Genomic DNA, 15173 nt, shown 5'->3' on the forward strand with positions numbered 1-15173 from the left:
CACGTTTATTATGCATAAAGACGTCCTAATTCAGGATGGCTTTATGCTTTTTTATTTTTGAATTAAAGGAGTGTATTGTTTATGCAACAAGAAAATGAATTTACGAAATGGTATTTGAAAACAATTCAAGATGCGGAGTTAATGGATTATACACCTGTTCGCGGCTGTATTACGTTTCGACCAGATGGCTATGAAATTTGGGAGCATATTCAAGCTGCTATGGACCAGCGTTTTAAAGAGACAGGGCATCGCAATGCTTATTTCCCGATGTTAATTCCTGAATCATTTTTCGAAAAGGAAAAGGACCATATTGAAGGCTTTTCACCTGAGTTGCCATGGGTGACGGAGGCGGCAGGAGAGCCTTTGGAGGAACGATTAGCTTTGCGACCAACATCTGAAACGATGATTGGGCATCTTTATGCAAAATGGGTGAAAAGCTATCGTGATTTACCACTGCTGTTAAATCAATGGGCGAATGTTTTCCGATGGGAGAAGAAAACATTGCCGTTTATCCGTACATCGGAGTTTTTGTGGCAGGAGGGACATACTGCACATGAAAATGAGAAAGAGGCGCGTCAGGAAACGATGCAAATGCTCGCTATTTATAAGGAGGTCGTAGAAAATATTTTAGCGATTCCTGTATATGAGGGCACAAAAACAGAGTCAGAGCGATTTGCTGGTGCTGTCGATACATTTTCAATTGAAGCGATGATGAAGGATGGCAAGGCGGTACAGGCAGGTACATCTCACTATTTAGGGACAAAGTTTGCAGAGGCCTTTGATATTAAATACCTTAACAAAAATAATGAGCATCAGTATGTGCATACGACTTCTTGGGGTACTTCGACACGACTAATTGGCTCAGTCATTATGGTGCATGGCGATGAAAAAGGATTGGTTTTACCACCGAAAATTGCCCCAACACAGGTCGTGCTAATGCCAGTCGGTCCATTTAAAAAGCATCCAGAAATTTTAGAGAAGCTTGAGGAAATTCAACTAGCTTTAAAGGGTAAAGGCATCCGTGCGAAGCTAGATGATACAGACCAAACAGCAGGCTTTAAATTTAACAAATGGGAGCAAAAAGGCGCTGCTTTGCGTGTTGAGCTTGGCCCTCGTGATTATCAAAATGGGCAAGCGATAGTTAAAACTCGTGATGAAGAGGAGAAACAAACAGTGAGTTTGGCACAATTAATCACAGTCATTGAGGAAGAGCTTGAAGTCATGCAGACACGTCTTTTGACAAAGGCGCGCGCGTTTAGAGATGCCCACTCTCATACGGCAATCGACACAATGACACAGCTTGAGCAACATATCGAAGCAAACAAAGTGCCAGGTTGGATTTTAGCAGGCTGGTGTGGCAGTGTGGAATGTGAGCAAAAGGTAAAGGAACAAACAAAATTCACAACACGTAATATCCCATTCAATTCGCCTATCGAAAAGAAGACATGCATTTGCTGTGAGCAACCAGCTCAGCATACGGTTTGGTTTGCTAGAGCTTATTGATGATGGTTGAAATTCCCTTTCATTCTTTTTATACTACTTATAAGTGAAATGGTAGGGAAAAATATAAAGGCTATCTGTCTAGTAAATATTTGCAGTGAAAGAAACATCTATAGACAGAAGGCGCATTGAAATGTTAAGTACATTTCAATGCGCCTTCTTTGTTTTTTTATTCCAGACTACAAAAATAAAATGAACTTTCTTGAACTCCCGTTTGTATAGTAAGTAAATAAATGAATAGGGCGTGTTCGAATGAAACTTTCTTTACAAGACATTATGAAAACATATAACGGACAGGTAGTTTTAAATCGATTTTCTGCCACATTTTCAGCAGGAGGCTGCTATTTGTTGCTAGGGGAAAATGGCGCAGGGAAATCGACGCTAGCAAAATGCATTGCGGGAGATATTGTTTATGATAGCGGGACAATGCATTATCAACGTAACCGCCTAGTAGCAGAAGATGTAGCGTTACAGTACCAAGCATTTGATAGCTATAGCCATTTGAAAATTGCTGAGGTAATTCGTCTTTTTCAAGCGTTGACAGGGAGTTCAAAGGATTTAACAGAGCTACATAACTTGCTAGAACTTACTACATATAGCCATGTTTTAGTAAAAAATGCCTCTGGTGGTCAACGCAAGGCATTGTCAATTTATTTAGCGTTTTTATTAAATAAACCAATTATTTTGCTTGATGAGCCGTTTGCAGATTTGGATTTAATGAAGAAAAAACAGTTTGCTGCCTTTTTACAAAAGGAGATTAAACAGTCGCAGTGCATTATCATCGTAATTAGCCATGAAGTAGCAGGCTTTGAATCGCTATTCGATGCGATTTATATTTTACAAAATGGTCAGCTAGCAGATTACGGTACATTAAATGTTTTGGAGGAAAAATACCCGAACTCTATGCTTAAGGGTATTGAAGGCATTTATTTTGAAGTAACAGGAAAAGTATTAGGAGGGCGAGTAGGATGATAAAACAAATTACACACACATTTATGTTAGAAAGCATGCGTAATTATGGAGTAGGCTTTGGCAATGTGTTACCAGCATTTATTTTTTTTATCATGTCCTTTATTATAAAGTTTGTTGTTAATGAGGAAACATTTCAATACATGGTGAAGGGACAGTTTTTGCCAGTTTCAATTTTGCTACTGCTATTCTCTTTTGCTTTTTCGAGTGCTACGATTTATTTAGCAGATATGAAGGCAAATCGCACATTTGATTGGCTAAAGCGTACAAAAGTTGCACCTTCTACTTATTATATTGGGATGGGTATCGGTGTATTTGCATTAGTAAATATTGCATTAATATTGTTATTAGGTTGCTATAAACTATTAATTGATATTACTTGGAGTAATTTTTTACTTATATTATTAATGTGCAATTTCGTTTTGCTTGCATTATATCCATTAAGCTTTATTTTGGCAGGGCTTTTTAAAAATGGCAAAGTGGCACAAAGTATGCTTGTGCCAACGATGATTTTATTGATGTTTTCGATAACGATGACAACGATGTTCTTAACGCTTGCGGGCAAGGATCCACAGCAATATTTTATTTTTTTAGTGTGGAATCCAATGCTTTATTTGAATGATAGCTTACAATATTATTTAGGCTTAACGACAAATACATGGCTTCCCTTGTATCAGTATTGTATTATTTTGGCAGGTTGGAGCTTAATACTTATGCTGATTGCACGCAAAGTTTATCCCGTATGAACAGGCTGTAAGATCCTCCTTCAAAAACACCAGATAAAATCAGGCCGTTGAAGTGGGGGATCAAACAGCCTGTAAAAACCCGATTGGTGAAACTACTAATCAGTGGGGGGATGAGGACCCCCACTGATTGAAGATTCACTTTATCACAGATAGGAGGAAAGAATGATGGGAGCTGGCTGGATTGTTTCGCTAATTGTTGGAGGGCTATGGATAATTATCATTTTAGCAATTATTATACCCTTTGACAGAAAGCATATTGTACGAGAAAATCGCAAAATTAATTATCGTAAAACGACGATTTATTTGCGCTGGAATGTTTTTGATACATTAATATTTGTTTTAGGCATTTATACAATTGTTTGTGTGCAGGCTTTAAATATGCTGATTTCAAGAGGGGAAGATGTAACGAGCCCTTATGTTCAATTTTTTACAAATCAATCACAAGTATGGGTGATTATTATTGTGATTTATTCATTTGTACGTATATCAAGCACTTTAAAATCCATCAAAGCCCACTTGGAGGATGAGCTAGATGATGACAAATGAAGATTTAATGTTTGCTTATCAAAAGGGGGATGCTGAGGCGTTTAATAACCTGTATAATCAATTGTATAAGCCTTTGTACAGCTTTTTATTTCGCTATACGGGTGAGGAACAGTTAAGTATTGATATTGTACAGGATACATTTGAGCAGCTACAAAAAAAGCGTCAAGATTTTGATGTGCAAAAGGGCACTGTAAAATCATACATATTTCAAATTGGCTATCGTTTATTAATTAATAAGCTTAATCGTAGGAAAAAGTGGCGTAGCTTTTTTCCATTTTTAGTACCTATGCAGATGACTTCTTTTTCAACGGAGGATAAGCTTGTGGTGCAGCAAGCGATTGCCAAGCTACCAGAAAAGCAGCGCGGTGTTATTTTACTTGCGTACTATCATGATTTGCAGCAGGATGATATTGCTAAAATTTTAGCGATACCTGTTGGGACGGTTAAGTCGAGATTACATCAAGCATTAAAGCGTTTAAAAGAGGAGTTGGAGGAGGATTTTCATGCTGAATAAGGAATGGAAAAAGGAGCAAAAGCTACAGCAGCACCTTGACCAATTTGAGGTGCAAATCCCTGAGAAGCTAGCGACCTATAAAAAAAGTCGCTTAGACCGTTTTATTACATATTTAGGTTCACCTGCGAAAGACCCATTGGAGAAATGGAACAGTACATCAGCAGGCTACACAGCACTGCGTATTATGCCGATTGTTTGCGGGTTAGTACTGGCAATTGTGCAGTGGCTAAGCATTGGAATATAAGTTGAAAATAATGAGTAGCCTGCGAGCATTTCAATAGGCTGTATTTATTTTTAATTCAAAGGAAAAGCTACACACCCTAGTGTTTATCATATTTTTTCAGAGAAACTCTTCTTTATTATCGACAAAGGCGTCCAAAAGCAGGCAATGCACTACTTTTTGGATGCCCTCGCCCCATTAGTTTTTATAACGTAACATATTCCAAAAGCCGATATCCTCAAAGCCTAGACGTTTATAAATAGCACCAGCGGCAGGGTTGTCATAAAAAAGGCACAGTGATTTGCCTTCGTCTAGTAGCTCGCTACAAAGCTTTTGCATACATTTTGTGGCGTAGCCTTTTTTCTTATAGTTTTCAAGTGTAGCAACAGCAACAACCATGGCGGATAGGCTGTTTTCAGCTGTCGTCGAAGCTGTTGAAACCATTACACCATCTTCTCGCATAAAATAAGTGCGTCCTGTTTTGCTTTCTAATACGCGTAGCTTTCCCTCAACTGTAATGGGGGTGCCTTCGAACTCAGGAATGGTCGATAATAATGCAATATTTTCCTCAATTTCGTCGCGTGTAAGGAGTTCAACATGTTGTAACTCTTGCTCCTCATAAATTTTTTGCAACTCCGTACATTTCGCATAATAAAGCTCTTGTTTTTTGAACAATTCTTTATGAATATAGGGCTCAAGCAGGTCTGTAAGATGCTTGAGACCAGATAGCTCAGTCATCTCGTCGTCGCTGTTTATAATAGCTGCAAAGCCTTGTACATCGAAGGCTCCTTGTGCATAAGGGATATAGTTGCTCTCATATTTTAGCAGAACAGCGATTAGCTCCTCTCCTTCAAACTGTCCCCAAATTTTTTGAAATGGCTGGTCGTAGCCAAATGCCTCAATATCTCCAATAATGAAAAGATTTTCAGCGGGCTGCTGTTGGACGAGTGCCATGCAAATGTCGTGGTCTGCTGTAGTCAAAAGTCGTATCATGGTATCTCCTCCTTAAAAGGTAAATTAATGCAATGATAGAGAAAAAGTTTCCATATGTCAACCGTATTTTAACAGAAATTTTGCAAAACGTAGAATAAAAAAGCGAGGGGCAATGCCCTCACTTTCATTCGCAATAAATCGATTCAAGCTCACTCTTATTTAAGGTTAACACCGCTAAAGTTGATGTTTTCCCTCATTCTCAAAGAAAGCTTATATTTTTTTCATAGGAGCTACCATTGTATCCCGCATTAACGGGCAATAAGCCTCCCACTTCAAGGCTTAAATGAAATCGGTATAAGGCTAAGTGGGAGACCAACTGCTGGTAAAAGCCCGAATGGTTCAACTAACATTCAGTGGGGAGAGCGCCCACTGAATGAAGTTTCATTTTATCCAAACAGCGTCCCAAAAGTGGGCAACTGCACGGCTTTTGAGACGCGACTTTACAAAATGCTGCCTAAGCGTTTAATACCTTCCTCAATAATTTCAGGTGTGGAGTTTGTGTAGTTGAGGCGCATTGTATGAACATCGCCCGGATTTATATAAAACGGATTCCCTGGTACAAATGCAACTTTTTGTTCCATCGCTTTATTGAAAACATCCATCGCAGAACGCCCATCATTCATCGTTGCCCAAATAAACATGCCGCCTTGGGGCTTTGTATATGAGACATGGGTAGGGAAATATGTTGCCATTGCTTGTAGCATAGCATCCGACTGTGTTTTATATAAATCTTTAATCTTTTGAATATGCTGCGGTAAATCATTATTTAATAAATAATCTGCAATGATATATTGCGAGAAAATATTTGTATGCAGGTCTGTTGCTTGCTTTGCTGTTTCAATGTGTTGTAATAGCTCTCTATTTTTCGTAATGATAAAGCCAAGACGCATGCCCGGTGTGACAGTTTTTGAGAAAGAGCCGAGCAGCACGCTATTTTCCATTTTTCCTGCGGCGATATAAGGTAAATGGTCACCTTCGAAACGGAGCTCACCGTAAGGATCATCCTCTACAAAAATAACATCATGGCGTGAAACAAGCTCATACACTTGCTGACGTTTTTCAAGCGAGTAAGTAAGACCTGTTGGATTTTGGAAATTGGGTACTGTATAAATTAGCTTTACATTAGGTTGCTGTAATGCTTGCTCAAGCTGCTCTAAATTTAAGCCGTCCTCCTCTAATGTAACAGGATAAAATGCAGGCTCAGCCATTGTAAATGCTTGAATTGCGCCTAAATAGCCGGGCTCTTCAATAATAATGCCATCCCCTTTATTTACAAGTACTTTTGCTAACAGCTCCAATGCTTGTTGCGAGCCTGTTGTTAATAAAATATCATCTGGATGAATTTGCAGACCATATTGACGATTATATTTATCGGCAATATATTGACGCAAAGGCAAAAAGCCTTGGGTTGAGGCATATTGGAATAGTTTGGCACCATGTTGTTTCATTGCACGGTCGATGGATATATGAATATCCTCTAATGGGAATGAAATGGGGTTCGGTAAGCCGCCTGCAAAAGAGATAACATCATTCGCTTCGGTAACTTTTAAAATATTTCGAATAAATGAAGAGGGGGTATTTAAAATTCTGTCTGAGTACTGCATCGTGTAAACAACCTTCTTTGTTTTAATTTTTCGAAAATTATAACACTTTTAAATTAGCTATACAATATAGTTTGTGAAAAAAATTACAAGCAAGCTTTTTTAGCAAAGAAAGTAGAAAATGCTAGCAAAATAGGCGTATAATAAATGAGGTGAATTTAATGTAGAAAGAAGGTTACTATTATGACATTTGCTTTAGTAATAGGTGCTAGTTTTGCTTTGTTAGCGATTGTGCTAGGTGCATTTGGTGCACATGCGTTAAAAGATAAATTTCCAGAGCCGCGCTATGCTGCGATTTGGGAAACAGCTGTACAGTATCATATGTATCATGCATTAGGGCTTGTAGCAGTTGGAATTTTAGGCTTTGATGTCATTCTCGGTACGACAAGTGTTTTACAATGGGCAAGCTACTTAATGGTAGGGGGTATCTTGCTATTTTCTGGTAGTCTTTATGTTTTAGCTGTGACAGGTGTGAAAAAGCTAGGCGCGATTACACCGCTGGGCGGGCTATTATTTATTGGCGCATGGGCATGTGTAATTATTGCAGTTATATAGCTTCTTTTAGCGATGTTTATGTAGTAGTCAAATTATTTTTGTAGCGATAACAAGGCGGTAGGTACAAAAGTTTTTTTACGAATATTTCATATAGAAGCTCGGGCTGTCTGAAAAGGAATACCTTTTTGGGCAGCCTTATTTTTTATTGTGGGATTTTGAGAAATATCAGCAATTTTTTAAAATAGTGCAAGCTAAATTCGTAAAATTACAGTCTAATTTTATAGAGAGAGGTGAAAAATGTGAATGAACGGCTATTAAGACAAGCACAAAGGGGGGATGATGCGGCATATATTAAGCTTTTTCAGCAGTATGAGCAAGAACTGTATGCGATGGCCTATGTGTATGCCAAAAATAAGGATGATGCACTCGATATTGTGCAGGAATGTGCTTATCGTTCTTATAAAGCCATCCAACAATTGCGGGAGGAGAATTATTTTAAAACATGGCTTATTCGCATTTTAATCAATTGTGCGCATGATTTACTGAAAAAGCGACCACATTATGAGGAATTGCACGATACAGATTTAATAGAAGAGCCAGTTGCACTTGATACACAGTTTACATTGCAAAGTGTAATGGAGCATTTATCAATAGAAGAAAAGCATGTTGTATTACTGAAGTATTATGAGGATTTTACATTTGAGCAAATTGCAGATATTTTACAGTTAAAGCTCGGAACGACGAAAACGATTTTATATCGTGCATTGAAAAAATTAAAGGCAAAGCTAGAGGAGGAGGGCATGACAGATGAAATCTTTGAAAGATGAAATGCGCCAAATTGTGCAGCCAAAAGACTTACATAAACGTGCTATGACAGGTATTCAGCGGGCGGCAAGGGAGCAACGTCGACAAAAGTGGCTACCGACTTTTTTAAGCGTTTCGTTGACAGCCGCAGTCGTTTATTTCATTTGGCTTGTCTCAGCAACCTCGCCTGAACAGCAAAATAGTCAAGCGACGACGCTGCAATATAATTTACTAGGAGCGTACAGCGCTTATTGGATAGCAGGACTTATTACAGCACTACTGCTTATTTTTATGATACTTATTGCCAAACGTTATAAAAGATGGCGTAAAAAATTGGCACTTATTATGGTCATTATGCTGTCATGGATTTGGAACAATGCCTACTATGAAGAGCAGCAGTTACCGCAACCTTATGTTTATCCATTATCGGTGAATGTGACAGAAGAACAAAATATTAAATCCATTTATGTTCATGCAATTATTAATAAAGGAGAATTTGAAAAAACGATACAGATAATTACTATTAATGATATTAAACTCCACGTAAATGGAATAGGCGGTCTTAGCTTAGGAAGCACAGCACATCATATAACGACTGATGCTACACTTGACTTACAAGGCAATGAATTAAATAGTTTAATGAAGGAACGCACGCCGATTGAAGCATATGCTATTTTTTCAGACGGTCAAAAAATACCTTTCGATATCCAATTTAAACAATTTGAGAGAGGTAAAGAAACAGAGAGTAGTGGATTTGAAATTGACTCAAATCAAAATAATAAGGATTTGTTTAAAACAGAACTTACAACAGTGTTAGACATTATCCCACCCCCAATTATAAGTAATTATAAGTTAGAAAATGATGGTGAAGTAATTAAAAGTGTTGGTATGGGGGAGGAAGAAGAAATCGATTTATTACCATATCCGATGAAACGGGAATTACTTGAGTTATCTTATTGGGTAAACGAAGAGAGAGAGCTGAGAAGCTATCAAAATTTATATTTTATAATTGAAACGCCAGACGGTACTATTAATAAAATGGTAAATATCCTTTTCCCTCCCTTTTCTCGCGATGTCGTCAAAAAAGTACGACAGGAGATGATGCAGCATGAATGAACAATGGCAAATCGCATTGAAATGGCTACTTAGAGGATTGATTTTCTCAGTGTTTACATTTTTTCTACCATATATATATATAGTACCAATATTGATGATTTTCTATGCTGTATTAAAATTCCCTGAAAAAAGCAAACTAAAAACAATTGTTTCTATTGTTTTACTTCTTATGCTTTTGGAGCAATTGAGACCTGAAAAATGGTATACACATGATGTTATTTTTGCAAATCGCCTCAGTTGGATAACACCTGTCTTGCCATATTTACTACTGCTATTTATTGTTTATTTACTTAAACCACTTTCGGAGAAAACAGACAGCATGCGAGAATATAAGAAAATGGAGCACTTTTGCACAGTTGTTGTTGTCACTTCGTTAATCGCATTTTCTTTCGGTATGAACGTAACTGAGAATTCCCAATTGCTAATTATTGTTGGAGCAGGTCTTTTCTATATAGCAGCCTTAATTACAGTTATTCATTTTTTAAGATTTATGCTGCGCACGGGGTTATTGTTTTTGAAAAACTAGCGCTTTGCCCATTCGTACAAAGATAAGGAAAGCACATGAAATCAAGAAATAAACCTCTGATTTCATGTGCTTTTTATTGCCCTTTTTTTGCTTGGCGCTCCCAAATGAGTAGTGATGGAAATGGGTCAAATGCCCATTCATTACGCCCATCAAACTTATACATACCATAATGTAAATGAGGTGGGAATTTACCAGATGTTCCTTCCTTACCATAGCCGGAGCTGCCAACATAGCCTATTACAGTGCCTGGCTCGACAATATCACCAATGGCTAATTCGGGATGGAAGGAGGATAAATGTGCATAATAATGATACGTATTATGCAAATCACGGATGCCAATGCGCCAACCGCCGTATTCATTCCAGCCCATTACTTCAATAACACCGTAGGAGGTAGAGTGAACGGGCGTTCCGTAACTTGCAAATAAATCAGTGCCTTCATGCATTCTCTTGCCACCCCATCCACGGCTTGCTCCCCAAGTACCTTTGTAGCTGTAATTTGTTCGGATAGGAATAGGAAAAGCACGCTCGGCTAAGGCGACGGTGTTGTACTTTTTATAAATAGATGCAATGACATGAATTTGATTAATCGTCTGGTCATTCTCATAATATTCCTCTAATGCTGCTTGAAATGTACCTGCTGTGGTGTGTGCCTTGTGCAAATAGCTAACCAATGTACGCAAAACATCTGCATCTTGTGCTTGATCTGCGATACCGTCATTATTGCCATCTAGTCCATTACCCCCGAAATAAGCGATAGTTGCAGGCGATGTATCTTGCATAGAAGGGTTAAATGGACCAGTCCAAAAATGTGTAGGGAATTGCATAGAAATAATACCTTCACGTGTTGGTAAGTCTTTACGTACGGCTTGGATATTTCGTTCATATTGATCGATAGCAGCAATATAATACCAGGGGACAATTGGGCTTTCGAATTCATAATAATAGGCCATTCTTTGTGCATATATTTCATCTTGTGAAGGTGTTTGCTGTGCACTGCTGGATGGTATTGCGAACAATTGGCTAAGCAGTACGAAACAAAATATTATTTGGAAACGTTCCATTCTACATTCCCTCCATTCTACACGTATAACATAACCAATTTTTTTGATTTTATGAGTGATATTAAGGACTTGTAAATGAATAAGCTTAGGAATGCGGATTAATCGCTTTTATGTAAGAAAAATACATGTAAAATGATTGCCTTTGTTTAAAATCAAATTGTATGAGAATTACTGAATAAATAAACCATCAATATCTGCTGTTTTTTCAGCAAAATCTTATTATAGCTACGTTCAAATAAAGAATTGTTAATGAATGAAGGGGCTGTCCAAAAAGCCATGCATAACCGGCATTTTGGACAGTAGCGATGATGTTTCACAAAATGTTAATTCATATAAACCGAAAACGCCTCTTTTAAAAATGGGATGAACACAGTATTATCCTTCAGTAAAAGGGAAGCGATGAAAACATTGATTTCAATGCGGTGTCAAAAAAATGGACATTTCGGACAACTCCTAGTTTTATTGTGTCCACAAACGTGCATTTGAAAATGTTTTTTAAAAAAGAGCGTCTTATAAAAATTAATTGAAGCCTGCGTCCTCCGTAGCGGAAATGAACAAATTACTAAGTTTTCTCTATAAAACAATCGCTAATTAACCACTCGATAAAAATTATTTTTTAATTTTAATTTTTTAACCTAATTTTAACCTTTGCATGTTATTTTTTAGTTTATATGTTCTAAAAGAGGGCTTTACTGTAATTCGATAAAATGAGTATGTTCAGTTTTAGTTGAGGTTTCTCCTACATAATTATAAAGAAGATAGCGAGGAATTGCGAAACGAAAAACTAGCTAACTTTTTCGAATGCTGGCACTCTTCAATTTACAATATAATGTGCAGTGAATAGCAAAATAGATTTTGAAATACACCCCAATAGTATAGGTGTACCCTTTACAGATTACATAGGAACAACGAAAGACGTCATTATCTCCAACATAATTAATGGTAGACCAGTGACGAGTATCATGTATTCTGTCTTTTCTTATGCGCCCTTTCATCCATATGAACAAATGATTAGGTTCCTACGGACTGAAGGTTCAATACGTATTGTAACTAAAAGTTTAGGCATTATTTTGTGATTATACTCTATTATGGTTAGACTGATTCACGGCTACGAGATAATGTAGAGGGCTTTATATATGGGCATTCCTAAATCACGCTCAATTAATATGGGCACTTGTAAGTAAAAATAAAGAGAATAATGAAAATACATTAATTAATAGTATTTTTACGCTTATTTGTATTTTTAAAGGAATATATAGACCTATTTGTATTTAGAAAGCTCAGTCGATATTTAACCATATAGGAAAAAGGGGTGGTTTTTTGAATAAAGAAATATGCAAAGAAGTATTTACTTTAATAGAAAAAATAAAAAGTAAAAAAGCAATAATTGGCATTGTTGGACTTGGATATGTAGGTCTTCCTTTAGCATTAGAAGTGACAAAGAACGGATTTTCTACGCTTTGCTTCGATAAGGATTTAACTAAAATTCATCAGCTACAGCAAGGAAGTAGTTATATTACAGATTTACAATCAGCAAGAATACAGGAGGCGATAGCGAGCCAGCGTTTTATTCCAACTAGTCAATTTGAGCTACTTCATCAAGCGGATATTATTGTCATTTGTGTCCCAACGCCACTAGGTGAGCATGGTAATCCAAACATTACTTATATCATTGAAGCTGTTGAACAAATCGGACAGCATATGAAGGAAAATACACTAATTATTTTAGAAAGCACTACGTATCCTGGAACAACAAGGGAGGTTGTGGCTTCAGCAATAGAGAAGCATGGCTTTACAGTGGGGAAAAACAGCTTTGTAGCTTATTCTCCTGAGCGAATAGACCCGGGCAATAGAAATTTCAATGTAACGAATACGCCAAAAGTGATTGGTGGAATGACATCACATTGTCAAGAGATGAGTAAGTTATTTTATGAGGAGGCTTTGCAAACAAAAGTTCATTGTGTATCTACTCCAGAAATTGCTGAGATGGAAAAGCTTTTAGAAAATACATTTCGGCAAGTAAATATCGCATTAATAAATGAACTAAGTAAAGTGTGTTATACGATGGGCATTGATGTATGGGAAGTGATTGATGCGGCTGCAACGAAGCCGTATGGATTTATGCGATTTGCACCGGGACCAGGAGTTGGGGGACATTGTATTCCTGTCGACCCGAAGTATTTATTATGGTCTGGTCAGCAGCATGGTACTACGATTACATTAATTGATGCTGCAGACAAAATTAATGAATCAATGCCTAAATTTGTTGTTGAACGATTGGCAAGCTATTTGCAGTTGCAGAATAAAAAACTTGAAGGTGCAAGGATTGTAGTCGTTGGTGCTGCTTACAAGCCAAATATAAATGATATAAGAGAGTCGCCAGCATTGCCAATTATTCATTTATTGCAAGAACAGCAATGTGAAATTCATATTATTGAACCTTTTATTAACACCGTACAGGGGATTGAAACAGAGCAACTCACTGTGGAATTAATACAGCAAGCCGATGGTGTACTTATTATAACGAATCATTCTTCCATCGATTATCGATTAATTGATAATCATGCGTCTTTAATTTTCGATACCCGTCAAACAGATTTTTCGTTTAACAATGTAAACTATTATAAATTATAAGGAGCTTTTCTATGCGAAGGTTATTATTTTACAGCATTATAGTTTTCTTATTTTTATCAGGCTGTCAATCTGATACAAAAAAGAGCGCAATTGAGGTAGTTGAACCCTCAATTGATGTTGTTCAATCAGATGGAACATTAAGCGAAGTCATTCGCGACTCTAACATATTGCAGCCGAAAATGGCGTTGACCTTTAATGGGCTAGCAGATGAAGAAACGATGTTACATTTGTTAGAGCAGCTTGATGCACTATCAATACATGCTACCTTTTTCATTGAAGGGATGCGTGTAGCGCAAGAGCCAGACCTTGTCAAACACATTGTAGCACAAGGGCATGAAGTGCAGAGTGGCACATTATCATTTGAGGATATGACGACGTTTAATTATGAGCAGACGTACAAAGATTTGCTTCTGACTAATCAAATTTTTGAACAGCATTTAGGCTTTACTCCCCAATTTGTGCGCAGTCGCTCTGGGGACGCTACAGAAAATATGCAGTCGGCAGCAGCGATGCTTGATATGACAGCGGTCATTGAATCTTCAATTAACCCTCAAGATCGTAATATGCAAAGTGCTGAAGAAATTGTAGCGTATATCGAACGCTTTATAAACAGTGGGGCAATCATTCATTTAAACACATATATTAATCCTGCTATTATTGATGCCATCCCTTTATTAGCGCAGTCTTTAGAGCAAAAGGGTTATACACTGACAACATTGACGGACGTCATTAATAATAAATATACGGTAAAACAATTAGAGGAAATTGATGGTTATGACAAAATTCAATTTAATTTAGATTATGAAAATGTTGAGCCCTTTATTTATTACCGAAAAAACACAGCAAAAAAAGAGATTGCTTTAACATTTGATGATTGGGCAAGTGAAGAGCAAACAAAGAAAATATTAGATGTTTTACGTCAGTACGATATAAAAAGCACATTTTTCTTAATCGGCAGTGGTGTTGAAAAAAATCCACATATAGCAAGGCTAATTATGGATGAGGGACATGAAATAGCTAGTCATTCCTATAACCATTTGGACGTAACACAAATGACTCCAGAAGAGTTACAGGAAGATTTGATTAAAGCACATCGCGCATTAACGTATGCATTGCAGGAAGCGCCATTACTTTATTTTAGACCAGCACAAGGTGTAATGGATGAAAGAACGGCAAAAATAATTGCCGCTACAGGGATGGAAGTAACCGCACTATACGATATTGCCTCGTTTGATTGGAATATAGATTATTCTGCTCAAGATATTTATAAACGAATTATGGAACGAGTAGGTCCAGGGAAAATTATTGTGATGCATGTTTTAGATGATACGCAGACAGTAGAGGCGCTGCCATTAGTAATTGAGCAATTACAACAGCAAGGCTACACTTTTGAAAAACTCTCTACATGGATTGAACAAGATTTTGATGAGAAAGTAGATTGATACG

The 15173-nt window shown here is 37.3% G+C and carries 15 protein-coding genes; 12 read left to right on the top strand and 3 right to left on the bottom strand.

The window, feature by feature from the left end; translation table 11 throughout:
* Nucleotides 1-81 precede the first annotated feature (81 nt).
* The 6 genes from proS (at nt 82) to C9J36_RS05205 (ending at nt 4519) form a co-directional block, all read left to right on the top strand.
* Nucleotides 82-1503, top strand: coding sequence for a proline--tRNA ligase (gene proS, locus C9J36_RS05180; RefSeq protein WP_107942427.1), 1422 nt, complete (start codon nt 82-84; stop codon nt 1501-1503).
* Between the two features lie 249 nt (nt 1504-1752).
* Entirely contained in the window at nt 1753-2472 is a 720-nt protein-coding gene (locus tag C9J36_RS05185) for an ATP-binding cassette domain-containing protein (RefSeq protein ID WP_107942428.1), read from the top strand.
* Entirely contained in the window at nt 2469-3215 is a 747-nt protein-coding gene (locus tag C9J36_RS05190) for an ABC transporter permease (RefSeq protein ID WP_107942429.1), read from the top strand. The genes C9J36_RS05185 and C9J36_RS05190 overlap by 4 nt, the downstream gene beginning before the upstream one ends.
* A 162-nt stretch (nt 3216-3377) precedes the next feature.
* A complete protein-coding gene (locus C9J36_RS05195) occupies nt 3378-3761 on the top strand; it encodes a group-specific protein (RefSeq protein ID WP_235616011.1) in 384 nt (127 codons plus the stop codon).
* Between the two features lie 7 nt (nt 3762-3768).
* Nucleotides 3769-4275, top strand: coding sequence for an RNA polymerase sigma factor (locus tag C9J36_RS05200; protein WP_107943083.1), 507 nt, complete (start codon nt 3769-3771; stop codon nt 4273-4275).
* Nucleotides 4265-4519, top strand: a complete 255-nt coding sequence (locus C9J36_RS05205) for a hypothetical protein (protein ID WP_066171517.1) — start codon at nt 4265-4267, stop codon at nt 4517-4519. The genes C9J36_RS05200 and C9J36_RS05205 overlap by 11 nt, the downstream gene beginning before the upstream one ends.
* A gap of 174 nt (nt 4520-4693) precedes the next feature.
* Here C9J36_RS05205 and C9J36_RS05210 read toward each other — a convergent pair whose 3' ends face one another.
* Both C9J36_RS05210 and C9J36_RS05215 read right to left on the bottom strand, forming a co-directional pair.
* Nucleotides 4694-5488 (bottom strand): GNAT family N-acetyltransferase, encoded by a 795-nt coding sequence (locus tag C9J36_RS05210; RefSeq protein WP_107942430.1) that lies wholly within the window; start codon nt 5486-5488, stop codon nt 4694-4696.
* 440 nt (nt 5489-5928) lie between these two features.
* A complete protein-coding gene (locus C9J36_RS05215; protein ID WP_066171510.1) occupies nt 5929-7092 on the bottom strand; it encodes an aminotransferase-like domain-containing protein in 1164 nt (387 codons plus the stop codon).
* Between the two features lie 180 nt (nt 7093-7272).
* Between C9J36_RS05215 and C9J36_RS05220 the strand changes: the two genes are divergently transcribed.
* From C9J36_RS05220 to C9J36_RS05235, 4 genes are all read left to right on the top strand, one after another.
* A complete protein-coding gene (locus C9J36_RS05220) occupies nt 7273-7644 on the top strand; it encodes a DUF423 domain-containing protein (RefSeq protein WP_066171508.1) in 372 nt (123 codons plus the stop codon).
* Between the two features lie 239 nt (nt 7645-7883).
* Complete coding sequence (locus tag C9J36_RS05225) at nt 7884-8411, top strand: sigma-70 family RNA polymerase sigma factor (protein WP_235616013.1); 528 nt, start codon at nt 7884-7886, stop codon at nt 8409-8411.
* A complete protein-coding gene (locus C9J36_RS05230) occupies nt 8392-9504 on the top strand; it encodes a hypothetical protein (RefSeq protein ID WP_107942431.1) in 1113 nt (370 codons plus the stop codon). Before C9J36_RS05225 ends, C9J36_RS05230 begins: the two co-directional genes overlap by 20 nt.
* On the top strand, nt 9497-10030 hold the full coding sequence (locus tag C9J36_RS05235; RefSeq protein WP_066171499.1) for a hypothetical protein: 534 nt from the start codon (nt 9497-9499) through the stop codon (nt 10028-10030). Before C9J36_RS05230 ends, C9J36_RS05235 begins: the two co-directional genes overlap by 8 nt.
* A 73-nt stretch (nt 10031-10103) precedes the next feature.
* Here C9J36_RS05235 and C9J36_RS05240 read toward each other — a convergent pair whose 3' ends face one another.
* Nucleotides 10104-11093: a M23 family metallopeptidase gene (locus C9J36_RS05240; protein ID WP_066171497.1), complete on the bottom strand. Its 990-nt coding sequence runs from the start codon at nt 11091-11093 to the stop codon at nt 10104-10106.
* 1320 nt (nt 11094-12413) lie between these two features.
* On the opposite strand from C9J36_RS05240, the gene C9J36_RS05245 reads away from it, so the two are divergent.
* Together C9J36_RS05245 and C9J36_RS05250 are read left to right on the top strand one after the other, a co-directional pair.
* Complete coding sequence (locus tag C9J36_RS05245) at nt 12414-13727, top strand: nucleotide sugar dehydrogenase (RefSeq protein ID WP_235616014.1); 1314 nt, start codon at nt 12414-12416, stop codon at nt 13725-13727.
* A gap of 11 nt (nt 13728-13738) precedes the next feature.
* The gene (locus C9J36_RS05250; RefSeq protein WP_107942432.1) at nt 13739-15169 is read left to right on the top strand and encodes a polysaccharide deacetylase family protein; all 1431 of its coding nucleotides are present in this window, start codon (nt 13739-13741) and stop codon (nt 15167-15169) included.
* The last annotated feature ends 4 nt before the right edge of the window (nt 15170-15173 follow it).

Source organism: Metasolibacillus fluoroglycofenilyticus (genome assembly GCF_003049645.1).
GTDB classification, from domain to species: Bacteria; Bacillota; Bacilli; order Bacillales_A; family Planococcaceae; genus Metasolibacillus; species Metasolibacillus fluoroglycofenilyticus.